The organism is Pseudomonas sp. PARCl1, assembly GCF_947311875.1.
Classification (GTDB): Bacteria; Pseudomonadota; Gammaproteobacteria; order Pseudomonadales; family Pseudomonadaceae; genus Aquipseudomonas; species Aquipseudomonas juntendi.
The window spans coordinates 1-24,584 of sequence record NZ_CAMZMX010000049.1 but is presented as its reverse complement, the minus strand read 5'-3'; the positions used below and the strand labels follow the sequence as shown (position 1 = coordinate 24,584).

Annotated in this window: 18 protein-coding genes, 2 tRNA genes and 2 pseudogenes; 14 read left to right on the top strand and 8 right to left on the bottom strand. The window is 60.0% G+C overall.

All coding sequences use genetic code 11. From position 1 onward, the window contains the following. Window positions 1-88 precede the first annotated feature (88 nt). Both QME24_RS20985 and QME24_RS20980 read left to right on the top strand, forming a co-directional pair. The gene (locus QME24_RS20985; protein WP_192440734.1) at window positions 89-1,282 is read left to right on the top strand and encodes an MFS transporter; all 1,194 of its coding nucleotides are present in this window, start codon (window positions 89-91) and stop codon (window positions 1,280-1,282) included. A 174-nt stretch (window positions 1,283-1,456) separates the two neighbouring features. Beyond that, the gene (locus QME24_RS20980; protein WP_192440736.1) at window positions 1,457-3,589 is read left to right on the top strand and encodes a TonB-dependent siderophore receptor; all 2,133 of its coding nucleotides are present in this window, start codon (window positions 1,457-1,459) and stop codon (window positions 3,587-3,589) included. Window positions 3,590-3,711: 122 nt separating this feature from the next. On the opposite strand, the gene QME24_RS20975 is transcribed toward QME24_RS20980, so the two are convergent. Further along, window positions 3,712-3,801 (bottom strand) — tRNA-Ser (locus tag QME24_RS20975). Between the two features lie 198 nt (window positions 3,802-3,999). On the opposite strand from QME24_RS20975, the gene QME24_RS20970 reads away from it, so the two are divergent. The 3 genes from QME24_RS20970 (at window position 4,000) to QME24_RS20960 (ending at window position 6,595) form a co-directional block, all read left to right on the top strand. Continuing rightward, the gene (locus QME24_RS20970) at window positions 4,000-4,689 is read left to right on the top strand and encodes a crotonase/enoyl-CoA hydratase family protein (protein WP_009684093.1); all 690 of its coding nucleotides are present in this window, start codon (window positions 4,000-4,002) and stop codon (window positions 4,687-4,689) included. Window positions 4,690-4,839: 150 nt separating this feature from the next. Then, window positions 4,840-5,559, top strand: coding sequence for a 1-acylglycerol-3-phosphate O-acyltransferase (locus tag QME24_RS20965; protein ID WP_125854571.1), 720 nt, complete (start codon window positions 4,840-4,842; stop codon window positions 5,557-5,559). A gap of 64 nt (window positions 5,560-5,623) precedes the next feature. Next, entirely contained in the window at window positions 5,624-6,595 is a 972-nt protein-coding gene (locus tag QME24_RS20960) for a magnesium and cobalt transport protein CorA (RefSeq protein ID WP_009684091.1), read from the top strand. A 220-nt stretch (window positions 6,596-6,815) separates the two neighbouring features. Here the strand turns inward: QME24_RS20960 and nadA are convergent, their stop codons facing one another. Further along, window positions 6,816-7,874 (bottom strand): quinolinate synthase NadA, encoded by a 1,059-nt coding sequence (gene nadA / locus QME24_RS20955; RefSeq protein WP_235767990.1) that lies wholly within the window; start codon window positions 7,872-7,874, stop codon window positions 6,816-6,818. A 231-nt stretch (window positions 7,875-8,105) separates the two neighbouring features. Then, window positions 8,106-9,614, bottom strand: coding sequence for a YdgA family protein (locus QME24_RS20950; protein ID WP_235767991.1), 1,509 nt, complete (start codon window positions 9,612-9,614; stop codon window positions 8,106-8,108). Between the two features lie 446 nt (window positions 9,615-10,060). Between QME24_RS20950 and QME24_RS20945 the strand changes: the two genes are divergently transcribed. The 4 genes from QME24_RS20945 to QME24_RS20930 all read left to right on the top strand — a co-directional run bounded on the left by QME24_RS20945 (window position 10,061) and on the right by QME24_RS20930 (window position 15,396). After that, window positions 10,061-11,413 (top strand): APC family permease, encoded by a 1,353-nt coding sequence (locus tag QME24_RS20945; protein ID WP_110679189.1) that lies wholly within the window; start codon window positions 10,061-10,063, stop codon window positions 11,411-11,413. Between the two features lie 64 nt (window positions 11,414-11,477). Next, window positions 11,478-13,544 (top strand): methyl-accepting chemotaxis protein, encoded by a 2,067-nt coding sequence (locus QME24_RS20940; protein WP_280091489.1) that lies wholly within the window; start codon window positions 11,478-11,480, stop codon window positions 13,542-13,544. A 133-nt stretch (window positions 13,545-13,677) separates the two neighbouring features. Continuing rightward, a complete protein-coding gene (locus tag QME24_RS20935) occupies window positions 13,678-14,637 on the top strand; it encodes a cation transporter (protein WP_029887423.1) in 960 nt (319 codons plus the stop codon). A gap of 60 nt (window positions 14,638-14,697) precedes the next feature. Then, the gene (locus tag QME24_RS20930; protein WP_280091488.1) at window positions 14,698-15,396 is read left to right on the top strand and encodes a CatB-related O-acetyltransferase; all 699 of its coding nucleotides are present in this window, start codon (window positions 14,698-14,700) and stop codon (window positions 15,394-15,396) included. Window positions 15,397-15,449: 53 nt separating this feature from the next. Here QME24_RS20930 and QME24_RS20925 read toward each other — a convergent pair whose 3' ends face one another. Together QME24_RS20925 and QME24_RS20920 are read right to left on the bottom strand one after the other, a co-directional pair. Next, a complete protein-coding gene (locus QME24_RS20925) occupies window positions 15,450-16,727 on the bottom strand; it encodes a DUF2254 domain-containing protein (protein WP_280091487.1) in 1,278 nt (425 codons plus the stop codon). A gap of 222 nt (window positions 16,728-16,949) precedes the next feature. After that, window positions 16,950-17,126, bottom strand: coding sequence for a hypothetical protein (locus QME24_RS20920; protein ID WP_154211370.1), 177 nt, complete (start codon window positions 17,124-17,126; stop codon window positions 16,950-16,952). A 5-nt stretch (window positions 17,127-17,131) separates the two neighbouring features. Here QME24_RS20920 and QME24_RS20915 point away from each other — a divergent pair. From QME24_RS20915 to QME24_RS20900, 4 genes and pseudogenes are all read left to right on the top strand, one after another. Continuing rightward, window positions 17,132-17,901, top strand: a pseudogene (locus tag QME24_RS20915) (TonB-dependent receptor); the annotation flags it as partial. Window positions 17,902-18,562: 661 nt separating this feature from the next. Further along, window positions 18,563-19,533: pseudogene (locus QME24_RS20910) on the top strand (hypothetical protein). Beyond that, window positions 19,530-19,895: a hypothetical protein gene (locus QME24_RS20905; protein ID WP_054905483.1), complete on the top strand. Its 366-nt coding sequence runs from the start codon at window positions 19,530-19,532 to the stop codon at window positions 19,893-19,895. The pseudogene QME24_RS20910 and the gene QME24_RS20905 overlap by 4 nt, the downstream one beginning before the upstream one ends. Before the next feature lie 211 nt (window positions 19,896-20,106). Next, window positions 20,107-21,429 (top strand): APC family permease, encoded by a 1,323-nt coding sequence (locus tag QME24_RS20900; RefSeq protein WP_182337135.1) that lies wholly within the window; start codon window positions 20,107-20,109, stop codon window positions 21,427-21,429. A 136-nt stretch (window positions 21,430-21,565) separates the two neighbouring features. Here the strand turns inward: QME24_RS20900 and QME24_RS20895 are convergent, their stop codons facing one another. Then, window positions 21,566-21,925 (bottom strand): helix-turn-helix domain-containing protein, encoded by a 360-nt coding sequence (locus tag QME24_RS20895; protein WP_082414681.1) that lies wholly within the window; start codon window positions 21,923-21,925, stop codon window positions 21,566-21,568. A 151-nt stretch (window positions 21,926-22,076) separates the two neighbouring features. Here QME24_RS20895 and QME24_RS20890 point away from each other — a divergent pair, with 151 nt between their 5' ends. Next, the gene (locus QME24_RS20890) at window positions 22,077-22,745 is read left to right on the top strand and encodes an isochorismatase family protein (RefSeq protein ID WP_054905481.1); all 669 of its coding nucleotides are present in this window, start codon (window positions 22,077-22,079) and stop codon (window positions 22,743-22,745) included. A 303-nt stretch (window positions 22,746-23,048) separates the two neighbouring features. On the opposite strand, the gene QME24_RS20885 is transcribed toward QME24_RS20890, so the two are convergent. Continuing rightward, window positions 23,049-23,579 (bottom strand): glyoxalase superfamily protein, encoded by a 531-nt coding sequence (locus QME24_RS20885; protein WP_232892534.1) that lies wholly within the window; start codon window positions 23,577-23,579, stop codon window positions 23,049-23,051. A gap of 929 nt (window positions 23,580-24,508) precedes the next feature. Then, window positions 24,509-24,584 (bottom strand) — tRNA-Lys (locus QME24_RS20880).

Genomic DNA, 24,584 nt, shown 5'->3' with positions numbered 1-24,584 from the left:
CCCGCCCCCGCCCCGGCAAATGCATTGGCGCCGCGCCCTGTGCTTGCCGATAATCCCCCCTCTTGCTCCTGCCCGCTACGAGAAACACATGCCCGCCCCTACTCTCAGCCGCACCCTGATCCTGCTGATGGCCACCGCCACCGGCCTGGCCGTGGCCAGCAACTACTATGCCCAGCCGCTGTTGCACAGCATTGCCCAGCAATTCGGCCTGAGCACCGCCAGCGCCGGCAGCATCGTGATTGCCGCACAGCTCAGCTATGGCGCCGGCCTGTTGCTGCTGGCACCGCTAGGCGACCTGTTCGAGCAGCGTCGGCTGATCACCGTGATGACCGTCATCGCCACCCTCGGCCTGGTCATCAGCGCCTGTGCCCCTGGCCTGCCATGGCTGGTCCTCGGGACGGCGTTGACCGGCCTGTTCTCGGTAGTGGCACAAATTCTGGTGCCAATGGCTGCCTCGCTGAGCGAGCCGCAGCAGCGCGGCCGTGCGGTCGGCACACTGATGAGCGGGCTGCTGCTGGGCATTCTGCTGGCGCGCACCGCGGCCGGCTTCATGGCCGAACTGGGCGGCTGGCGCAGCATCTATGTGCTGGCCGCCGTGCTGATGGCGATCACCGCCGTGGCGCTGTACCGCAGCCTGCCGCAACACCACAGCCACGCCGGGCTGAAGTACCCGGCGCTGATCGGCTCGGTGTTCCGCCTGTTCCTGGAAGAGCCGGTACTGCGCCTGCGCTCGCTGCTGGGCCTGCTGGCATTCAGCCTGTTCGCCCTGTTCTGGACACCGTTGGCATTCCTGCTGGCAAACCCTCCTTACCATTATTCAGATGCGGTGATCGGCCTGTTCGGCCTGGCGGGTGCAGCCGGTGCACTGTCGGCCAACTGGGCCGGGCGCCTGGCCGACCGGGGCAAGGGCCAGCTGGGCACCACCGTGGGCCTGGTGGTACTGCTGCTGTCGTGGGTGCCGCTGGGGTTTGCCCAACAGTCACTGCTGGCCTTGCTGCTGGGCGTGCTGATGCTCGACCTGGCGGTGCAACTGGTCCACGTGAGCAACCAGAACGCCGTGATCGCCCTGCGGCCCGAAGCGCGTACCCGGCTCAACGCCGGGTATATCACCTGCTACTTCATTGGCGGGGCGCTGGGCTCTTTGTTAGGCACGCAGCTGTACCAGCGCCAAGGCTGGCTGGGCATCGTCGCGGCAGGGTTGGTCATCGGCGCCCTGGCATTGCTGGCATGGCTGCTTGCCGCGCGTAAAACCGAAGCTCGCACCTCCGCCGGGGCGGCCTAGGCGCCTGTTACAGGCAGCGATACCTGGTCGACAATCGACGGCAACTGGCGCCAGCACAACGGCCAGGCGCATCTGCCTGACAGCGTGGCGCAACGCGTGGATCGTCTTGGGGTCAAGGCGGCTGGTAAGATGCCGCCTTTTTGCCGGCCTGTCGCGCCTTCAGGAGCCCCCCGCATGCCCCCGCGTCCTCCCCGCCTGCCCCTGAGCCTGCTCGGCCTGGGCCTGGCCTTGCAGTGCCCTGCCGTGCTCGCCCAGGGCAGCGTGCTGCTGGCCCCGGTGCAGGTCGTCGATACCTACGCCAACGACGGCTACCAGGCCAGCGAGGCTGCAGTGGGTGGCTTCCAGCCCGCCCCTCTGCTCGACACCCCGGCTTCGATCAGTGTGTTCAGCCAGCCACTGCTGGAAGACCGCCAGGTGCGCATGCTCAGCCAAGTGCTGCAAAGCGACGCGTCGGTTGGCGAAAGCTATGCCCCCATCGGTTACTACGAAAACTTCAATGTGCGGGGCTTTGCGCTGAACGCGGCCAGCAGCTACCGCATCAACGGCCAGACCATCGCCGGCGAACAGAGCGTGGCCCTGGAGAACAAGCAGCAGGTGGAACTGCTCAAGGGGTTGTCCGGGCTGCAGAGCGGCGTAGCGGCCCCCGGCGGCTTGATCAACTACGTGACCAAGCGCGCTGAAGCGGTGCGCAGCCTTACGCTGTCGACCAACGAACAAGGCGAGCGCTACCTGGCCACCGACCTTGGCGGTTGGTTTGGCAGCGAACAGCAGTTCGGCCTGCGCGCCAACCTGGCCCATGAAGACCTGCGCTCGTACGTCGACCATGCCGATGGCCAGCGCGACTTCGCCTCGCTGGCGTTCGACTGGCAGATCAGCCCCGACGCCACCCTGCAGCTGGACGCTGAATACCAGCACCGGGAACAGCGCTCGGTGCCCGGTTACCAGTTGCTCGGCGGCAGCGCAGTGCCGCACGGCATCGACCCGGATGACCGGCTGGCCTACCAGCACTGGGCAAAGCCGGTGCAGAACGACTCGCTGAACCTGGGCGGGCGCTTCGAGTACCGCTTCAACGACAGCTGGACCGGCACCCTCAGCGCTTCGCGCAGCAAGGTGGTGATCGATGACTACAGCGCGTTTGCCTGGGGCTCGAGTGAAGGCGCCTACTTCGGCAGCACGGGTGATTACGACATCTACGACTACCGCAGCCCAGACGACACCCGCCGCACCGACGAGGCCCAGGCCTTGCTCACCGGGCGCTTCGATGGCCTGGGGGTGGGCCACGAACTGACCGTGGGCAGCAGCGCCCAGCGGCGCACGCTGGACCAGCGCCCGTATTACAACGCGTGGCTGGGTACCGGCAACATCGACACCGGGGCCCCGGCTTTCGAGCCGTCCGACAAGCCGCTTGGCGCCAGCCAGCGCCGCCTGGACAGCCGCCAGTACGGCCTGTTCGTCAGCGACAGCATCCGTTTCAACGACCAATGGCAAACCGTGCTGGGTGCCCGTGAGGTACGCCTGGACGAACAGACCTGGGACGAGACCGGCGTTGCCGGGCGCCATACCCGCCAATACCAGCTGCTGCCCAATGCTGCGCTCATCTACAAGCCGCAGCCGGATACCACCGTGTATGCCAGCTACGCCAAGGGGTTGTCTGCTGGCGGGACGGCGCCCTGGTTCGCCAGCAACGCCGCCGAAATCCTCGCGCCGACAACGTCGCACCAGCTGGAGCTGGGCCTCAAGCACGACTGGCAGGCGCTGAGCCTCAGCGCCGCGCTGTTTCAGATTCGCCAGGCCTACCAGTATGCGCGCCCCGACGGCGCCGGCAGCTTCACTTACGTGCAGCAAGGCCAGCAGAAGAACATCGGCCTGGAACTGGGTGCAAGCGGCTGGCTGACCCACAGGCTGCAGGTGCAAGCCAGCGCAGCGGCCATTCGGGCGCGGGTGCAGGACAGCGGCACGCCCGACTATGAAGGGCACCAGGCGATCAACGTGCCACGCTTGCGCGCAGCCCTGCACGCCGAATACACCCTGCCGGTCGCAGGCTTGGCGCTGCTGGGCGGCGCACGCTACAGCGCCAGCAAGTATGCGAGCCAGGCGGGGAATGTGGCGGTTGGTGGGTACACGATATTCGATGTAGGCAGCCGCTACCGCACGCGGGTCGGCGGGTATGACACGGTCCTGCGGCTGACGGTGGACAACCTGTTCGACAAGCGTTACTGGCGTGATGTGGGCGACTACCTGGGGGACAACTACCTGTTCCAGGGCGCGCCGCGCACTGCCCGGCTATCAGCTTCGGTCAGCTTCTGATATTCAGGGCCGCTTGCGGCCCATCGCCGGCATGCCCGCTGCCCAGGGGCTGTGCAGCCGGCCCTATGGCCCTGAAACAAAAAGCCCCCGAGCTTTTCAGCGCGGGGGCTTTTCGTAGAATGTGGCGGTGAAGAAGGGATTTGAACCCTTGATACGATTTCTCGTATACACACTTTCCAGGCGTGCTCCTTCGACCACTCGGACACTTCACCGTTTCTCTTCAAGCCTTGCGGCCCGTCGAGGTGCGCTAATTTAGTGAAAGCGCTCCCCTTTGGCAAGCATTTTTTTCAGTTTTTTCATGTATTTGCACCAGAGCCCGGCTGGGCGCTGACCGACCAGTCAGCCTTGCTGCTTTACCTTGCCCATCGCGCTGGGTAACGTCGGTGCCACGCCAACAAAAGGACTCTGCCATGAGCGAGCTGATTACCTACCACGCCGAAGACGGCATCGCCACCCTGACCCTGAACAACGGCAAGGTCAATGCCATCTCGCCGGAGGTAGTCAGCGCGTTCAATGCCGCGCTGGACCGCGCCGCCGAGGCCCGCGCAGTGGTGATCATCACCGGGCAGCCGGGCATTCTGTCGGGCGGCTACGACCTCAAGGTGATGACCCGCGGCCCACAGGAAGCCATCAGCCTGGTCACCGCCGGGTCCACCCTCGCCCGCCGCCTGCTGGCTCACCCCTTCCCGGTGGTGGTCGCCTGCCCGGGCAATGCCGTGGCCAAGGGCGCCTTCCTGCTGCTGTCGGCCGACTACCGCATTGGCGTCGAAGGGCCGTACAAGATCTGCCTGAACGAAGTGCAGATCGGCATGACCATGCACCACGCTGGCATCGAACTGGCCCGCGACCGTCTGCGCCGCTCGGCCTTCCACCGGTCGGTGATCAACGCCGAAGTGTTTGACCCGCATGCGGCGGTGGATGCCGGCTTCCTCGACAAGGTGGTGCCCGCCGAACAACTGCAGGAAGCGGCGCTGAACGTGGCGCGGGAATTGAAGAAACTGAACATGCTGGCGCACAAGAACACCAAGCTGAAGGTGCGCAAAGGGCTGCTCGAGGCCTTGGACACCGCCATACAACTGGACCAGCAGCCTATGGGTTGACCCTGCTGGCCGCTACGCGGGTCGGGCGTACCTGATCCCGCGCAGGGCCGGGCTCACCCGCGAAAAGGCCAGCACAGGCTGATACCGGTATTTGCCCCAGCCAGTGCACAGCCGTACACTGCCCAGCGACTGTCTGGTGTGAGTCGTACCATGCTTTATTCATTGCGCATGCTCCTGCTGGCGCTGCACTTTCTCGCTGTTGGCGTCCTGGGCCTGGCCATTGGCTTGTGCCGCCCCTTCAACCCCGACAACAGCCGCCTGTTCGCACGCCTTTACAGCCTGCCGGCCACCTGGCTGCTGCGCATCAAGGTCAAGGCCGAGGTCGGCCCGCTGTGGGACCAACCGCCCGGTTGCGTGATCGTGGCCAACCACCAGTCCAACTTCGATCTGTTCGTGCTGGGCCAGGTGGTGCCGCAGCGCACGGTCGCCATCGGCAAGAAAAGCCTGGGCTGGATACCGTTGTTCGGTCAGCTGTTCTGGCTGGGCGGCAACGTGTTAGTCGACCGCAACAATGCCTACCAGGCGCGCAAGGCCCTGCAGAAGACCACCCGGGTGCTGCAGAACGACACCTCTATCTGGATTTTCCCCGAAGGCACACGCAATGCCGGCGAGCAGTTGCTGGCGTTCAAGAAAGGCGCGTTTCACATGGCCATCGAGGCCGGCGTGCCGATCGTGCCAGTGTGCGTCAGCCGCTATGCCCGGCGCCTGAGCCTGAACAGCTGGCGCCGGCGCACCGTGATCGTGCGCTCGCTGCCGCCCATTGCCACCGCGGGCCTGACCCAGCAGGACCTGCCAGCACTGGTGGAGCAGTGCCGTGTGCAGATGCAACAGTGCATCGAGCGCATGGAAGGGGAACTGGGCAAGGGCTAGGTTGCTCTTCTGCCGTCTACAGCCCAAGCTATGAACCGTGTTCAACCGGAATAAGCGGGCAACCATGGGTCGAGTAGTGGCGTCAGCGGTGTACAGCGCCGGCCGGAAGGTCACCAACATCAGTATCGACGAGGGCAGCGAGTGGGCACGCAAGCCTGGGCATTTTGTCTGGATCGGCCTGGAAGAGCCCAACGCCGAGGAACTGGCCACCCTGCAATGCCAGTTCAACCTGCACGAACTGGCCATTGAGGATGCCCTGGAAAAGCACAGCCGGCCCAAGCTCGAGACATTCGGCGACGCGCTGTTCATCGTCACATACTCGCCGGTACGTCACGAAGGCAAGCTGGAGTTCATCGAAACCCACATCTTCGCCGGCAACGGCTACATCATCACCTGCCGCAACGGCCACTCCAAATCCTATGCCATGGTGCGCCAGCGCTGCGAGGCTCGGCCCTTGCTGCTGGAGCACGGTGAAGACTTCGTGCTGTACGCCCTGCTCGACTTCGTCACCGAAAACTACCAGCCGGTCAGCGAAGCCATCCATGGCGAGATCGAAGCGCTGGAGCAGAGCGTGCTGGGGGGCTCACTGCAAGAGGACGACATTCGCCGCCTGCACAGCCTGCGCCGCGATATCCTGCGCCTGCGCCGCTACGTGGCGCCCATGGTTGAGGTCAGCGAAGAGCTGCAGCGCCTGAGCTTCCCGTTCATCGACAAGAACATGCGCCCGTATTTTCGTGATGTGCAAATCCACGTCACCCGGCAGATGGAGGACTTGTCGGGCATTCGCGACATTGCCAGCCAGACCATCGAGATCGGCATGTTCCTGGAGTCGTCACGGCAAAGCATCGTGCAACGCAAGTTTGCCGCGTGGGCGGCGATCCTGGCGTTCCCCACGGCGATCGCCGGGGTGTATGGGATGAACTTCCAGAATATGCCGGAGCTGAGCTGGCATTACGGCTATTTTGCGGTGTTGGGGGTGATTGCTGCGGGGTGTACCGGGTTGTATGCCAGTTTCAAGAGGTCGGGCTGGCTATAAGCCGCTTGAGGTCCATCGCGACACAGTGCCGCTACGGGCACCGGCGGAGCCGGTGCCAGACATCGCGTCGCCTGCTTCGCGGGCAAGCCGGCTCCCACAATGAATCGCGCAGGCTTTTCAATTTTTCAGAAAGACAGTTGCGCCTACATCGGTAGCGTGAGCTTTAAGAAGCAGGCGACGCGGTGGCTGTGCTGGGGCCGCCGAGCGGCCTCCGGCAATCTCAGGCGTTACCGGAAAGCTTGAGCCGCGCCGCCTGGGTGAAGTCCAGCATGCGGTTCAATGGCTTGATCGCCTTGGGCACCAACGCGGGGTCGACAAAAATCTCATCCCCCCCATTGCGCAGGCAGTGCAGCACACGCTCGAGGGTGTTCATGGCCATCCACGGGCAGTGCGCGCAGCTGCGGCAGGCGGCGCCGTTGCCGGCAGTAGGCGCTTCGACGAATACCTTGTCCGGGCACAACTGCTGCATCTTGTAGAAGATGCCGCGGTCGGTAGCAACGATGAAGGTCTTGTTCGGCAAGCTCTGCGCGGCCTTGATCAATTGGCTGGTGGAACCCACCGCATCCGCCAACTCGATCACCGCTTCCGGTGATTCGGGGTGCACGAGGATGGCGGCGTCCGGGTACAACGCCTTCATGTCGGCCAACTGGCGCGACTTGAATTCTTCATGGACGATACAGGCACCGTCCCACAACAGCATGTCGGCACCGGTCTGCTTCTGGATGTAACGGCCCAAGTGCTGGTCCGGGCCCCAGATGATGGTTTCGCCGTTGTCCATCAGGCTTTCGACGATTTCCAGTGCGCAGCTGGAGGTCACTACCCAGTCGGCACGGGCCTTCACCGCAGCGGAGGTATTGGCATACACCACCACGGTGCGCTCCGGGTGCTGGTCGCAGAACGCCGAAAACGCTTCGACCGGGCAGCCCAGGTCGAGCGAACAGGTGGCCTCCAGGGTCGGCATCAGCACGCGCTTTTCCGGGGTGAGGATTTTTGCCGTTTCGCCCATGAAGCGCACACCGGCCACGATCACCGTTTCGGCGGGGTGGTTCTTGCCGAAGCGAGCCATTTCCAGCGAGTCGGACACGCAGCCGCCGGTTTCTTCGGCCAGCGCCTGAATGACCGGGTCGCAGTAATAATGGGCGACCAGCACAGCGTTCTGGGCCTTGAGCTCGGCAGCGATGGCCGCACGGTATTCGGCCTCCTGCTCGGCTGTCAGCGGGTTGGGCTGCTTGGCGTCGAGGTGGGCCTGAACCAACAGGCGTTCGGAAATCTGGGTCATGATCGCTGGACCTGCAGGCGCGCGTGCGCATCAAATCGAGTGTATCACCCGGCCCTGACAGATCGGCTAAGGGTGCCGGACGGCGCAGGCCGCCACGGCCCTCTGCGGGCGCGGATTATTATCGGAGGCCGAAGGCTACAGAGAATCCAGCGATTACTAAAGGGGTTTTTGTGTTGCCGGCGCTGGCCTGTTCGCGGGTGGAGCCACCAGGAGACCAGCGCCGGATAACCATCACCCCCGCGGCGACAGCGCTGCGAGGTGCGCGGCCATCAGCATGGCGAATTCTTCCACGGTCATCTTCTGCCCATTGAAATCGACCATGCCATCGGCATAGTGCAGGCTGCTGACCACATCATCGCCCTGCACGGTGGCCAGGCCGCTCTGCACGGCCATCATGCCGACCATCTCCCCGGCCTGCCCCGACTGCATGGCGATCGCCTGGGCATCGGTCTGGCCATCGAGCAGCGCTTGCAGTGTCGCCAGGTCGCCAATCATGGGTTTGGACAGCGAGAGCTTGCTCTTCACCTCGGTGACGACCTGTTTGCTCAGTTGGTCCGGCGGCAGGTCGAAGCTGGCCGGCGCGGCGAAGTCTATCGCCAGGTTGAAGCGGCTCTCGCCGTTGGCGGTCTTGAACGACAGGTTTTCGACCGCCACCTTGGGCCTGGCCGCCAGCAGTTGCCGCAGGTCGCCCTGGAAGCGGGCCTTTTCAGCGTCGTCCATCTGGATTTGCGGCACAGGCTGGCCGGCAGCAGCGGCAGCTTCGAACTCCGGCAGGTGCGACTGGTACCACTTCGACAAGGCCTGCAGCGCCGGGGCATTGACCGAGGTGATGCTTACCGCCATTTGCGCCTTGCCCACCGCGCGGCCGTCCCAACTGATGTCCCCGACCTTGTACTCCACTCGGCCGCCCACGGTGTCGGGGGTTTCAAGACTCTGCAGGGCATACTGCTCCACGCCCTTGACCAGCAGGACCTGCTGTTTTGGCCCTAGCGTGACTTTGGCCTCGGCCAGCAACAGGTCGACGTTGCCCACGTAGATATTGTCGTACGGCGTGGCCGCCAGGTTACCACCAAGCTTGAGGCCCTGAAGCTCGAATGTGGCCGGTGGCTGGTCGTCGTTCACCAGCTTCATCAGCAAACGGTCGGCATGGCCGTGGAACTTGGAGGCCTTGCCGTCCTTGTCGCCACTGACCTCCAGTTGCATCCCCGAAAAATCGAGGCGGTTGCCGTCTGCCTTGTCGAGCTTGAGCGGCGCCAGTTGAATCCGGCTGACCACATCCCCCCCGTAACCCAGGCTGGTCTGCGCGCTGAGCGGCACCTTGCCGCCGGCAGCGTCGAACCAAGGCGCGACGGCATCGTCCTTCTGCAACGTGCTGTTGCTGACGGCCATCACCGGCACCAGCTTCAGCGCCTTGACCCGCGACCAGGGGAATGGACCGTGCTCGATGTGGTCGGTCACGCCCACGTCGAAGTTGATCACCTCGCCTTCACCCACGTTGATGTCGCGGGCCTTGAGCCGGTACTGGGCAGTACTGCTGAAGAAGTGCTGCTCCAGCGACACCCGCTCGATACGCAGGCTGCCACCGGTGGTGACCAGGGCCTTTTGCAGCTCGGCGTTGCTGCGGGCAAGCGCGTTGTCCAGCTCGGCTGGCAACTGCTTGCCGGTGTACCAGGCGCCAGCGGTGGTTGCGACGGCGATGGCAACCGCCAGGCCGGAAAGAATGCCAACTGATTTCTTCATGAATTGAACCGATTGCTGTCCGTAAGGGCTGGGTAGGCGGCCACGGGCCACACAGAGTACGAAGAATATCACCCCCGCAGGCACGGGACGCAGGTCAAAGTGCCGAAATCCTGCCTTTCGGAAGCATCTGACAAACCGATTGACCCCATCGCCGAATCGTTGATTTTTTCGAACACACAAATTGATCAGAACCGCAAAAAACCGCGTAAAAACCGAACAAAATCCACTTAATATCGATAAATATTTCAATGTCGTAACGTCTTGTCATGTTTAACTTGACACCCACCTACCCATCGTTTTTTATTTTCACCACTTTGCGCGCCCCCTCGCGCCTTCCGCTGCTCCAACATAAAAGGTGAACAACATGGAGCCCACCCGCTCGCCCTTGCCGCATGCGCCATACCCTGTGCCCGCCGTTCGCGCCCAGCAACAGGAGCCATGCCAGCATGCAGCATGACCCTAGCGCTGCCGGCAACGGCCAACTTCGCAAAACCCTGCGCCTGTGGCACGTGATCATCATTGGCCTGGCCTACCTGACACCGATGACCGTATTCGACACCTTCGGCATCGTCAGCGGGATAACCGCCGGCCACGTGCCCAGCGCGTACATCCTGGCGCTGGCCGGTATCCTGTTCACCGCAGTCAGCTATGGCACCCTGGTGAAACGCTTCCCGCAGTCGGGTTCGGCCTACACGTACACCCAGCGCGCGATCAACCCGCACGTGGGTTTTCTGGTCGGCTGGTCGTCGTTACTGGATTACCTGCTGCTGCCAATGGTCAATGCCCTGCTGGCCAAGCTGTACCTCTCGGCGATGTTCCCGGAAGTACCCGCATGGGTGTGGGTGGCCGCTTTCGTGACCCTCATCAGCCTGATCAACATGCGCAGCGTGAACCTGGTGGCGCACTTCAACCTGCTGTTCGTGGGCGTGCAGGTGGCGATCATCGCCGTGTTCATCTACCTGTGCGTGCGTGGCCTGCACCACGGTGAAGGGCTTGGCACGGCCTGGAGCCTGATCCCGTTCGCCGACGGTCAGACCCAGTTCAGCGCACTGGCCGCCGGCGCGACCATCCTGTGCTTCTCGTTCCTGGGCTTTGACGCCGTCACTTGCCTGTCCGAAGAAACCCGCGACCCGGGCAAGACCATCCCGCGGGCGATCTTCCTCACCGCCCTGATCGGTGGCGTGGTATTCATCACCGTGTCGTACTTCATCCAGGCCTACTTCCCGACCATGGCGCGTTTCCATGACCACGAGGCGGCCCTGCCGGAAATCGCCCTGTATGTCGGGGGCAAACTGTTCCAGTCGGTGTTCATTGCCTGCACGGTGATCAACACCATCGCCTCGGGCCTGGCCTCGCAGACCAGCGTGTCGCGCCTGCTGTACGTGATGGGCCGCGACAACGTGATCCCGGCCCGCGTTTTCGCCCGCCTGCACGCCCGCTACAAGACACCGGTACTGAACATTGCCGTGGTCGGCATCATTTCGCTGTCGGCGATCTTCTTCGACCTGGTGACTGCTACCTCGATCATCAACTTCGGCGCGCTGGTGGCGTTCAGTTTCGTCAACCTGTCGGTGATCAACCATTGCTACCTGCGCGAGGGCAACCGCAAGGGCCTGGCCAACCAGCTGAAGTACCTGGTACTGCCCACCATCGGCTTCTGCATCATCGTTTCGCTGTGGCTGGACCTGAATGCCCACTCGCTGATCTTTGGCGGTATCTGGGCTGCGCTCGGCCTGCTGTACCTGGGCTGGCTGACCAAGGCGTTCCGCTCGGCGCCCCCCAACTACGTGCCTGAATGACCCACGCTACCCACAACGCCCGCGCCTGGCCGCGGGCGTTGCAGTGTTCGAAAAGGAAAGCTCCATGCTGCTGCGCCGCCTCTCCATCCAATGGAAGATCACCTTGCTGGCCGGCCTTTGCCTGCTGGCCATCGTCGCCTTGCTGGTGGCCACCTCGCTGACTCAGGCACAACGCAGTGCCACGCTGGTCAACCAAGCCAACACCGCCATGCTCGACAGCAGCGCGCGGCAGCGCCTGGAGGCCCATGCCGAAACCCAGGCCCTGCGCATTCAGCGCTACTTCATGGACGCTTATCAATACGGCAATGGCTTTGCCCGTTTGGTGCAAGTGCTGCAAGCCCGAGGTGGCAACGACCTGCGTGCCGAACTCACCCGCCAGGCGCGAGCCAGCCTGGCCAGCAAACCCGACATGATCGGCCTGTACCTGGTGTTCCAACCCGATGCACTGGACCAGCAAGACAGCCAGTACCGCGGCCAGGACGCGGTGGGCAGCAACGAGAGCGGGCGCTTTTCGCTGTACTGGTCGCAGCCGCGCCCGGGCACCCTGGAGCGCGAAGCCATGCCAGAAGCGCTGCTCGGCGACGCCAGCATCGGCAGCAACGGCGCGGCGAAAAACCGCTGGCTGACCTGCCCACTGGAGACCGGCAAAACCTGCCTGCTGGAACCGTATCTGGACGAGGTCAACGGCAGCCAGGTACTGATGACCAGCATCGCCCTGCCCTTGCTGGAACATGGCAAAGTGGTGGGCGTGGTCGGCCTGGATATCAGCCTGGACAACCTTCAGCAGTTGAGCACAAACGGCCGCCGCGAGCTGTTCGAGGGGCAGGGCCAGGTGAGCATCGCCAGCGCGGCCGGCCTGCTGGCAGGCAATAGCCGCGACGCCAGCATGCTCGGCAAACCCGTTGAGCCTGCAGTTGCCGCTGGCCAGTTACGGGTTGCGCACCCCTTCACGCCCATTCCCGACGCCGCCCCGTGGCAGGTATTGCTGGAAGTGCCGGAAAGCGTGCTGCAGGCGCCCGCGGTAGCCCTCAATCAGCGCCTGGATGCGCACAACCAGCGTGCCAACCTGACCAGCCTGCTGATCGGCCTGGGCGCGGCAGTGCTGGGCTTGCTGCTGGTGTGGCTCACGGCCCGCGGGGTAACCCGCCCGATCCTGGCGGTGGCTGCCCGGCTTGAAGACATCGCCAGCGGCGAAGGCGACCTTACCCGCCGCCTGGACTACGCCCGCCAGGACGAACTGGGCCAGCTCAGCGCGTGGTTCAACCGCTTCCTCGACAAACTGCAGCCGGTCATCGCCCAGGTCAAAGGCTCGCTGCAGGAGGCCCGCGGCACCGCCGACCAGTCGGCAGCCATCGCCAGCCAGACCAGCGCCGGCATGCAGCAGCAACACCGTGAAATCGAGCAAGTGGCCACCGCGGCCAACGAAATGAGCGCCACCGCGCTGGATGTCGCCCATAACGCCGCGCAGGCGGCCCAGGCGGCACGTGCCGCCGACCAGGCCAGCCAGGAAGGCCTGCAGTTAATCGACAGCACCCGCCAGGGCATCGACCGGCTGGCACTGGACATGGACACGGCCATGGCCGACGCACGCGCCCTGGAGGGCCGCAGCACTCAGATCGGCACGGTACTGGAAGTCATCCGTACCATCGCCGAGCAGACCAACCTGCTGGCACTGAATGCAGCCATTGAAGCAGCCCGTGCCGGGGAAGCCGGCCGTGGCTTTGCCGTAGTCGCCGACGAGGTGCGCGGGCTGGCACAGCGCACGCAGGTGTCGGTGGAGGAAATTCGCCAGGTCATCGAAGGTTTGCAGCAAGGCACCCAGGATGTCGTGGGCGCCATGCACGAGGGCCAACGCCAGGCGCAGGCCAGTGCTGCACGCATGGAGCAGGCCCTGCCGGCACTGCAACGCATTGGCGAGGCGGTGGCGGTGATCAGCGACATGAACCTGCAGATTGCCTCGGCCGCGGAGGAACAGAGCGCAGTGGCCGAAGAGGTGAACCGCAACGTAGCCGGCATTAGCGACGTTACCCAATCGCTGGCAGGCCAGGCAGACGAGTCGGCTCGCATCAGCCAGGCCTTGAACCGGCTGGCCAACCAGCAACAAGCGCTCATGGAGCAGTTCCGCGTCTAATCTGTGAGGGCTTCTTGGCCGGTAAACCGGCCACCACAGGGGCCCGCACTGGCCCTTGAAGCCATGCCCCCCTGTAGGAGCGAAGAGGCCCTCACAGGCACCACAGCATCATCGTTTTTGCCGAGCACACCTTATGCAAACCGCCCCCCGCTCCTCGTTCTTCGACATCACCAGCGAACAGGGCCTGCTGCGCACCTCGATCGCCGTCACCCTGTTCATCGCCAGCATCGGCATCGCTTTCGGCGTGGCCTCCGGGTCGTTCTCGATCATGTTCGATGGCGTTTACTCACTGGTCGACGCCAGCATGAGCGGCCTGTCGCTGGTGGTGGTCAAGCTGATCACCTCGCATACCACCAGCGTGCAGATGTCGCGCAAGCTGCGCGAGCGTTTCACCATGGGCTTCTGGCACCTGGAGCCGATGGTGCTGGCACTCAATGGCATCCTGCTCAGCGGCGTGGCGGTCTATGCCCTGATCAACGCCGTCAGCAGCCTGCTGCAGGGCGGCCGACACCTGGAGTTCGGCATTGCCATGGTCTACGCGGTAGTGACCGTGATCTGCTGCGTGACCATCGCCCTGGTCGAGGCCCGCGCCAATCGCCAGCTGAAGTCGGACTTCGTGGCCATGGACGTCAAGGGCTGGGTGATGTCGGCCAGCATCACCGCGGCACTGCTGATCGCCTTCTGCTTTGGTTACGCGGTTCAGGGAACCTCATGGGAGTGGGTATCACCGTACATCGACCCGGCGGTACTGGCGCTGGTGTGCCTGGTGATTGTGCCGCTGCCGATGGCGGTGGTGCGCCAGGCCCTGGCGGACATTTTCCTGGTCACCCCAGGCGACCTCAAGCTGCACGTGGACGAAGTGGCCAAGGCCTTTGTCGCCCGCCACGGGTTGCAGTCCTACCGTGCCTATGTTGCCAAGGTCGGGCGCTCACGCGAGATCGAGCTGTACTTCATCGTACCCAAGGCCATGGCAGCGAAGACCATCGATGAATGGGACGCGTGGCGCAACGAGATTGGTGAAGCCGTGGGCGGTGAAGGGCCGAACCGCTGGTTGACGGTGGTGTTCACGGGCGACCCGGAATGGGCGGAGTAAGCGTTTGTTCATTGCAGAGGGCTTGCTAAGATCCCCAAAAAGCGTGATGCGATCAAAAATATGCTCAAAATATTCAGAGAACAACAATTCAAGAAAGCGTTCCGAAAACTGGGCGGCAAAGCCGCCGGAGGTTCTGGTTCCTTCAGCGTCCGTGCCTGCGCAACCATTGAGCAAGGTGTAAGCCTTGGACACGTCAGGGTAGAGTCGCCATCGGTAACCATCGGAGCCCACACCTACATCAGGAGTGGCAGCACGTTATCGGTGATTTCTGCGATCGGTCGTTTTTGCTCGATCGGATCCGACTGCACACTGGGCCAGGAAAAGCATACCCACCCTACCGATTGGGTAAGCACGCACCCCTTCCAGTATGAAACGGGAGGCTTGTCCTATTCTCCAGCGCTTTCCTGGGTCACCATGGGACACGATGTCTGGGTCGGGCATGGCGCGACCATTTTGGAAGGTGTAGAGGTAGGCACGGGGGCAATCATTGCCACACGGGCAGTGGTGACAAAAAACGTACCCCCCTACGCGATCGTTGGCGGAAACCCAGCCAAGTTCATCAAGTACCGGCATAGCCCTGAAATCATTGAGCGGCTGCTTGCAAGCCAATGGTGGAACCTGGATGTCGAGTACCTCAAACGCCTGCCCATGAACGATCCCGAGGCATTTCTCAAGGCGATTGAAAATGGTGCACCCGCCGCCTCAGTACACTACTCGAAACTCTCCATCGCCAAGCGTAGGGTGCAAGAAGCGCCGTAGTGGGTTCAGCTTTATCAAACTTTGTCGATGGCCTTTGCGTTTGCGCCTCGAAGCTACTGACCAAGCAACGGCGCGGCTACATCCCGGAGCCGCTGCTTTTCTTCATCCAGGTGCAACGATGTCTGCGCACGTTTAACCAGTAAAGCGGCATGGTGTCGGCAATGCTTGCCATACCGCTGTGGATCGAATTCAGCCAGGCTGATCAATGCCTTGATCAGCCGGATATCGATTTCCAACAGCCCTGCCCCGTCCCGTGCGATCAATGTGAAGAAGTCATCGAATAAATCGTGCACTTCGATGCACCGAACATGAACGCGCAGACACTTCTCATCGACGTCATCAGAGGCCGGGGATTGCATCGACCACTTGGAAAAACACCTGACTCCACGGCCGATCACATCGATCACGGTCCCGGAATCATTGGTCGCCGGAGACAAGGCGCGCGAGGCGATTTCGGTTAGAACCGCAAGGCCGAAGCGTGGATCCTGGTCAAATGAGCGGCGTACACCCACCGTGACCGCGCGCAGGATTTCAGCCGCCAGCGCCGAGCCCTGTGGAGGGGGCGAAGCTGTGGGTAGCAGCCGCGCTATGGGCGCGCCAATGTGAACAAAGGTGCCTGGCAGTACTTCCAGGTAGATATTGAGCTGGTGCTTCTCGGCCACTGCCGCCAGGCCGCTGATATCGATGTGCTGCACGTAGCCGGTGTCGGTACTGGCAATCGTGAGCGCGCTAGAGGGCAGCACGCAGGATTCGGGGTAAGGAGCACCACCCAGATAGGGCCAGCGGGCGCGATGCTCCAGGGCAGCCAGTGTCGCGGCCTCGACCCGATCAATTGTCTCGCCGACTCTTCCAAGCGTGGATAGGTGACCGATCCAGCGCAACAGCGTGTACACGATCAGGACGATCATCAACAGGGTCACTGCAAAAAGCACCACCCGCCCCTGAGCCCCATAAGCACCGGTACTCAGCGCGATGATGCCGACCAGGCTGAACAGAAACGAGCCAATGAACGTGGCCAGTGCATTCTGCGTTGTCGAATCTTCCATCACCAAGGTGGTCGCCCTGGGTGTCACGCCATTACTGGCAGCACCGTAGGCAGAAACGATGATACTCAAGGAAAACGTGGTCACCGCCAGCATGCTGGAGGCGATGATGCCGAGTATCTTGTCGACCGAGTCTGCACCGATCTTCGCAGGCAGCGATGGCGGTACGAAGTCGCGCAAGGCGATGGCGAGCAAGGCAGTGACAACGCCAGCAAGCGAAAACAGCGTTGTCCGAAACCACAGGCGTTTTGTCACTTGACGCAGGACCCAGCTCAACCGAGTGATCATTGTTTCTATCCTTATGGTGGTCAACGCTTCCCGGGCCGAATGCTGTGCCCGAACTAACGATTCACGCGAGGCCGCTTTCGATACGACAACGGCGTCTCACCCGTCCATCGCTTGAAGGCTTTGATGAAACTGGTCGGATCAATGTACCCAAGGCGGGCAGAAATCTGTTCCACCGATAGCACATATTCGCGCAAGAACTCCCTGGCCAGCGCGTATCGCACCTCATCGCGCATAGCGATCCAGCATGGCCCGGCACTGATTTTCCGCTGCTTTCAATGTCAGTTCATTGGCCTGTGCGAGCGGTTCCATGAGCGCTTGCGTATTCAGGATGGCCAGATGGGACGGTGCATTGAATTGCGCCCGCACGCGACAGAAGCCCTCGTACCCCTGAATGGGCATCGGCTGGCAAATCCACTACCGACGAAACTCAATACGCCGCTTATCTCGCCACGCGCCTGCACGCCACCGACGACCTCGGTCTCTTGCTGGGTAGCCGCGTGATCGATTGGCATCGTGACATCGAGGATAAGCCCTACAATGCTAAGCAAACCAAGACCAAAGAGTCGGAAACCGGCGTCTACATCCCGTATGCTGGCGTGGTGTATGACGTCAACGAGACGTGGTCGCTGTATGCCAGTTACACGAAAATCTTTAACCCACAGTCGTCCTGAGTTCGCGACATTGACAACAAACCACTGGATCCGATGGAAGGCACCGGGTATGAAGTCGGCGTCAAGGGAAGCCAGTTCGACGGGAAGTTGAACTCCAGCATCGCGGTGTTCAAGATCGAGCAGGAAAACCTGGCGATCTGGATCAATACTCCAGGCGGTAACACGTATAGGTCGGAACAGGGAACCACTACCAAAGGCGCTGAGTTCACCCTGGACGGAGAGCTGAGACCTTCACCAGCTATCGCCTGCCGGGGATTCTGGACAAGCTCACCGTTGGCGGCGGTGTGAACTGGCAGAGCAAAACCGGTGCCGACCTGCACACCTTCACCCAAAGTAGCTATGCCGTGACCAACCTCCTGGGTCGCTACGACTTCAACCAGCATCTGAGTGCGTCAGTCAATCTAAACAACGTGTTCGACCGTGAATACCTGAGCTATGCCGGCGACCACGGTATGTACAGCGCTCCAAGAAATATCATGACGGGGTTCAAGTGCAACGTCTGACGCTCGCGCACTTCGTGCTGATCCCCCGCTATCGGTTTCAATCCAGTATTGACGCCCGCAAATCCAAGGGCAATCGGCTCTGCTGGGAATCGGTGGCTCGGGAGCGCGCCTCTGTGGCGCTCGACTAATGGTTTCTCGGCGGTTTGATCCAGACAGGGGGGGGGCGATTATGCAGCTACCGATCGACAGCTATTGGTCAATAGCTCTCGTGGTGAAGGACCACCTATCAACTGCCGAACGAGCGTGAACGCTGGAAAGTTGGCCTCGGAGCTATCATCCAAAAGTTGCTTGAGTACCTCGGCGGGGCCCGTCGTGATTTCTCGCTAACCCTGGCACCTCGTGGCAGCCACCTTCTCGAGCAGGCATGGGCAATGCTTGCCATGGTTCCCTACGGCACCGTCACCAGCTACGGTCAACTGGCCAAGAGCATGGGCAAACTGACGCTGCCAGAGCCATCGGCATGGCCAATGCGGTCAACCCGATTTCGATCATCGTACCCTGCCACCGCGTGATCGCCGCCAACGGAAAGCTAAGCGGCTACAGCGGCGGTTTGGACAAGAAACGGGACCTGCTGCCCCCTCGAAGCCGAGCATACCCGCGTGGACCTTCTTCAGGCCGCATTTAGCTGAGGCGCTTTCCGGGAGACCTAACTGGCCGCAGCATAGCAGGCAATTTTGCAGGCGCCGCTCGTGGGTCCTACCAGTCTTTGAAAGCCAGTACTCCGCTATCTGGGCACGCCCGAGGCAAATTCGATATTCTGAATGCGCACATTGTCAACAGCGTTGTCCTGGGCGGTGAGCTGGTGATCGTGGGCGATTCCAACACACCCTCATGTACCAGCCACGAAGCGTTCCTGATGGCCCAGGCTGCTCAGATCCACGCTGGACTACTTACCAGTGGGGTGGATGCGGATGATTTCTTCCTGGAACACTTCGACTTACTGCAAAGTGTGCTTGCCAGCTCTTCAATGGGAGTTGGTGCAGTCGGTGACGGCTGGAGCAGGCATCTGCAAAATATCAAGGACACACTTGAGGAGATCGAAAAACTCCATCGCGATTACCTCGGCTCTGGCACCTTGAGTGCCCGCGACGCGTTTTATGCCAAGCGCACCGCTATGTTCATGAAGCTCGAAAAGCATTTGGGGAGCCTGGCCGCGTACGGTTCAGGGTTACGTAATCAGGGAAAGATCAAACAAGCATTGAATATCTCGACCCGCAGCTATCTCCACACAGGTGAGATTGCCGGCTATGCCGATAAGGTATCTGGCGTTGCCAGAGCCTCCAACCTAGTTAAGAAAGGCACGTACATCGGCACTGCGCTGGATGTGGCCGCCACAGGCTTGTCGATTCATAAAGCCTGCACAATGGGCCGGGAAGAGCAGTGCCGCCGCGCCAAATATGTTGAAAGCTCGGCATTGATAGGTGGCCTGGGAGGCGGCAGCATCGGGGGGGCTGCGGGAGGTATGGTAGGAACTGGTGCTTGTGTAGTCGTTCTGGGGTTAGTACAGGCGGCCCAGGAGCGCTGGCTTGTGCTGTAATAGGCGGTGCAGTAGGCGGTAAAATCGCCGGTGACTTCGGGAGCGATAGAGGCGAAAAGGTAGGTGAGTTTTTATATCGTGAGGTATCGGAGTGAATGCAGTAGACCCTGGATTGATTGCGCTGTTTATCCTTGCACCCATAATTCTGTTTATGATCGTGCTGTGTTACATCGCACATAAGTACACTGAGTACTTTGAGTCGTTTCTTCCGAACTGTACGTACGTGACCGGCAATAAAAAAATATTCCAGCATGCAGGCTTACTTGGCAAAGTCATGCGCACGGGATCGATCGCTCTGGTGCTGGCGATACCGACAATCTTTTTGCGCAGAGGCTTAATTGACTTAAATGAAGTTAAACGTTTCCCGCCCAAAATGAAACGATTATTGGTGAGCATGTTAGCCATCCAAATCGTGCTGGTCATTGCGCTTACCATTTCCCATTATGCAGATCGCTGAAAATAATTGACTGGCATTACCGGGACGATGGCCAGATAGATGGCCTCGTCCCAGCTGGCCAACTCCAATCATTTACAGTCCTAGTTAGAAGCGTAAAAATTCCTTTTAGATGAGCTGTCTACACTTTTAAGGCATCGCTCGTGATACCTCTGGTAGTAAAGACTGATCTTCGCCCCATCTCCCCTGCCCCCTCCCATCTGTCTAAAGCAACATGGCCCAGTTGAAGCGCACCCTCTCGTTAGGTGCGGTTACGCTTTTCGGCATAGCCTATATGACGCCGATCATCGTCTTTGGCACCTTCGGTATTCTCGCCGACACAACTGGTGGATCGGTGCCTTCCGCCTACCTTGCCGCATCCGTAGCAATGCTCTTCACAGCCTTGAGCTACGGAAAAATGGCGAAAGCGTTTCCTGTAGCTGGATCCGCTTATACGTACGTACGAAAATCTATCAGCCCCAAACTGGGGTTCCTGGCTGGCTGGGCAGTGCTACTCGATTATCTGTTCCTTCCTATGGCCATTTGGTTGATCGGCGCGGCGTATCTCCATTCAGCGTTCCCAAGCGTGCCTCACCCGGTCTGGGTGCTGGCCTTCATCGGAGTCACCACAGCGATCAACATTGTTGGCCTTCAATTGGCGAAGACGGTGAATGGTGTTCTGATGTTGCTTCAGTTCCTCGTTTTGGTAGCCTTTGTCGGTCTGGCTGCGCACTACGTTACAGGCCCTTTGAATCAGCCCTTCTGGTCGCTAGCGCCTTTCTACCAAGACAGTTTCCAGCTACCCTTGGTCATGAGCGGGGCGGCCATCGCGTGTTATTCGTTCTTGGGCTTTGACGCGGTGAGTACTTTGACCGAGGAAGCGCATGAGCCGCGTAAAACCATCCCTCGTGCGATTCTCCTGATCACCTTACTGGGCGGTGTCATCTTCATTGTCGCGAGCTACTTCGTCCAGCTAGCACACCCCTCCACAGATTTTGCGAATGCAGACTCGGCAGCTTATGAAATTGCAAAAAATATTGGCGGGGACATTTTTGTAAGCTTCTTCCTGATCGGCTTAATTGTTGGTCAGTTCACATCTGGCCTGGCAGCGCAGGCAAGCGCTTCGAGGCTTCTGTTCGCCATGGGTCGGGACGGAGTAATCCCAAAGCGCCTGTTCGGTCGTCTGAGTGAACGCTTCGGCACTCCCGTCATCAGCATCATACTGTGCGGCGTGGTTGCACTTCTGGCTTTGCGAATGGACGTGACCACCTCGACTTCCTTCATAAATTTCGGGGCGTTCTTGGCCTTTAGCCTGGTGAATCTGTCAGTGATTTTCCAATACTGGATTGCTGAACGGCAGCGTGGTGCCAAAGCGGTGATGGTTTACTTGATGCTCCCTCTAATCGGGTTGATAGCGGATATTTGGCTGATGGCGAGCTTGGATCACATGGCCATCTACCTGGAACTCGCTTGGCTGGCCATCGGGTTGGTCTATTTGGTGATCATCACCGGAGGCTTGCGACGGGAGCCACCCGAGATGGATTTCGAAGAGGCATGACCCAGAGACGCGATAATTTTACTTGTGCTGGGCTGATTTGGTCACTGCCTGGGCAAACTTTTGGCGCCTGAGGAGGGTTATTTTGTGCAAGCTCTCTTCAGAGTCCCTCCCAGCGGCGTCGAGCCGAAACTCAATTTCATTCACTTGAGGTTCGCAACGTTCTTTTGGTTGTTTTCAATCGTTTTTCAAGTGCGCCACCCCAGTCTGCCATGGCATGCAATATCGGTGACAAAGTTTCACCCAGCGTGGAAATCGAATATTCAACCTTGGGTGGGATTTCAGCAAAGTCTTTGCGTAAAATTATCCCGTCTTCTTCAAGTTCCCGTAGTTGCTGAGAGAGTGTTTTAGGTGATATGCGCCCCAAACAATTGGCTAACTCGCCAAATCTTTTTTTGTCCTCCAGAAGAAAGTGAATTATTAATACTTTCCACTTTCCACCAATGACCTTCAGGGTGGTCTCGACCGGGCAACTGGCATTTTTTTTACTGCTTGGCATGGTGAACCCTCACTATCATTTAGGAAGTTAGTACCCTTATGGTAAGTTCTTGCGGTTTGGGAAGACAAGAACTACTTTGTATTTCAACCCAGCGCTTCGACTCAGCGACGGGGCGTGTCAAAGCCAAATCATGTGACTTAGGAGGTGCAATATGGCTGCTAACAGTGGAATGCTAGACCCAGATGACGCGGTGATCCTGCTGATCGACCACCAGAGCGGACTTTTTAACACCGTCCGGGACGTGCCCATCCCAGACCTTCGTAACTACGTAATCGCGATTGCAAAAACCGCGACCTTGCTGAACATTCCGGTGATCACGACCGCATCTGTGCCCGATGGCCCAAATGGCCCGCTGATTCCGGAAATTCATCAGTATGCGCCGCACGCAGTATATGTGCCCCGCACAGGCCAGATAAACACTTGGGATAACCCTCTTTTTGTGAAAGAGGTTGAAAAGACAGGGCGCAAAACGCTGATTATCGCGGGTACGCTCACCAGCGTGTGCATGGCGTTCCCTGCCGTGAGTGCAGTGCAAGAAGGCTACAAAGCGTATTGTGTGGTTGATGCTTCAGGTAACTGGAGCAAGCTGGCAACCGATACCACGATTGCACGGGTGACACAGGCGGGGGCCATTCCAACTGACACGTTTGCGATTGTTGCTGAATTGATGCAAACCTGGAATCGGCCAGAAGGCTCGCGCTTCGCCGAAATCCTGGCCGATCATGTATGCCCAGAATACAAATGCCTGATGGAAAGTTTTGGTAAGGCGCAGGCTGTGGTTAAAGATGGTCCGGAAACCCATCTGGATAAATATCAATAACGCTGCATGGGGTGCTATTTTCCACTCTGATCGCGTCAAGGGAATACAGGGCGCTTAGGCGCCCTTGTATCAATCTGAAGCACAATCTTTAAGCGCCACCTCACTGAAAAGCCAGGCCTCCCTCAACTAGGGGTAATCGCTGAGATACTGGCGGCTGGCAATGTGCTTTGGGAGGGGGCGATCTATTCTGTGCAGGATCAGAGGTTGCTAATGTGCATACAAGGAAGCCTGCTCAATCTCATTTAGTTGAACAGGCGCCTCGTTGATTCTAAGAACGGAAGCTAACGCCTGAAAGCATTCGAGTCAGCTTTGGCAGAAACGGATACGGTTACCGAACGGATCGTATACCTCCAAAAGCTTTCCCCATCCCTGCTCCACAATGTCGGGTCGCCCGAAACCGTAGCGTTTGGTGATCAACTCGTCCCGAAACAGCTCAATGTTCTGCATGGGAACAAAGATGGTCGTTCCTGGGCTTGCGTCACCATGATGCTCAGAAAGGTGGACGTGCACTCCATCCCGGCTGAGCCCTAGGTAGAGGGGAAGATCCGCTTCGAAGCGATGCTCGAATTCGACACTGAAGCCCAGAAAATCGAGGTAAAACTCCCTCGCCTTCGCTTCATCGAACATTCGCAATATCGGAATAGCTTTCTCCAGCTTGATTTCAGAGCCGGTCAGACCATGAGGGAGCGCTGCTGAAGCCGTATTCCAATCTTTGTAGCCCAGTTGCTGAGCCACCATTTCAAGAGCTACCGAATGGGTCACCTCATGATCGCGAGCTTCAAGCAAGGTGCGAAGAGACTTGGCCATACGCTTAGCGTTTTCAATTGTCGACATGATTCCTCCTGGAGTCGAAGCGTCTTGGTGCCCGCGTTACCAAACCCCGACTATCAAGAGAGATACGAATGGGTTGGAGCAGATATGCTTTCACCTTTCCTTAACGGCGCGAGCGGCAGGCAGCATAAGCCTCAACCCATGGTACACAGTCTATGTCCCGGTCGGAAGCTGACTTTAGCTGGAGGGTCAATATGACATGGCCGGACGCTTACCCAAGAAATTCTGATACCCAAGCTTCAAACGCCAGCGAGTTGGTGTTTTTCCGCTGCATAAGACTCCCCACATATCAGTTTTGCCATACGCCTACTCCCTGGCTTCACTTCGACCCATTGTAATCGGTCTGGGCCGTACAATTGCCCTATCAGAGTGGATCAATCCACTTCACCAAAGCGTGACCGGCTTAGAGAATAAATTCTACGGACCTCAGATAAGTATTTCTTGAGGCGCCCCTCCACCTGGTCTCGGCATTCTGACGCCCACAGTCAGTTGCCCCAGAGCCCAGCCGTGAACAAGCCATCCCTCATCCTCACATCTCCTCGCCAAATCCTCATTGGCGCGCTGATGGAGACAGTGGCATCAGTCAACGTCGTCGGGTCGTATAGGTGGAGCTGACACCTCACCTCTAACTGCGACTTTTTTGGCATACCGGAGCAGGTAGGGTTGTGCGTAGGCGAAAAACGATGACCTGCCTCAGCTATGAAGCTGTTTTGCATGGTTTTTCTTTGAGCAGTGGCCGCAGGTGGGCCAAGGGTTCAAAACGGGTGCTTCCGCTGGCTGGGCCAACGAAAAAGCCCGCGAACCTGTGCAGGCTGCGGGCTATTTCATATCTACATCACGCTGAAGCGCGCCTAAGGGTCGCTCCAGACGGCTGCAAGACTAGACATGGCTGTGGCAAGCCCCGCTCTAGCACTCACGAACCGCTGTGAATATGGTGGGTCGTGTAGGATTCGAACCTACGACCAATTGGTTAAAAGCCAACTGCTCTACCAACTGAGCTAACGACCC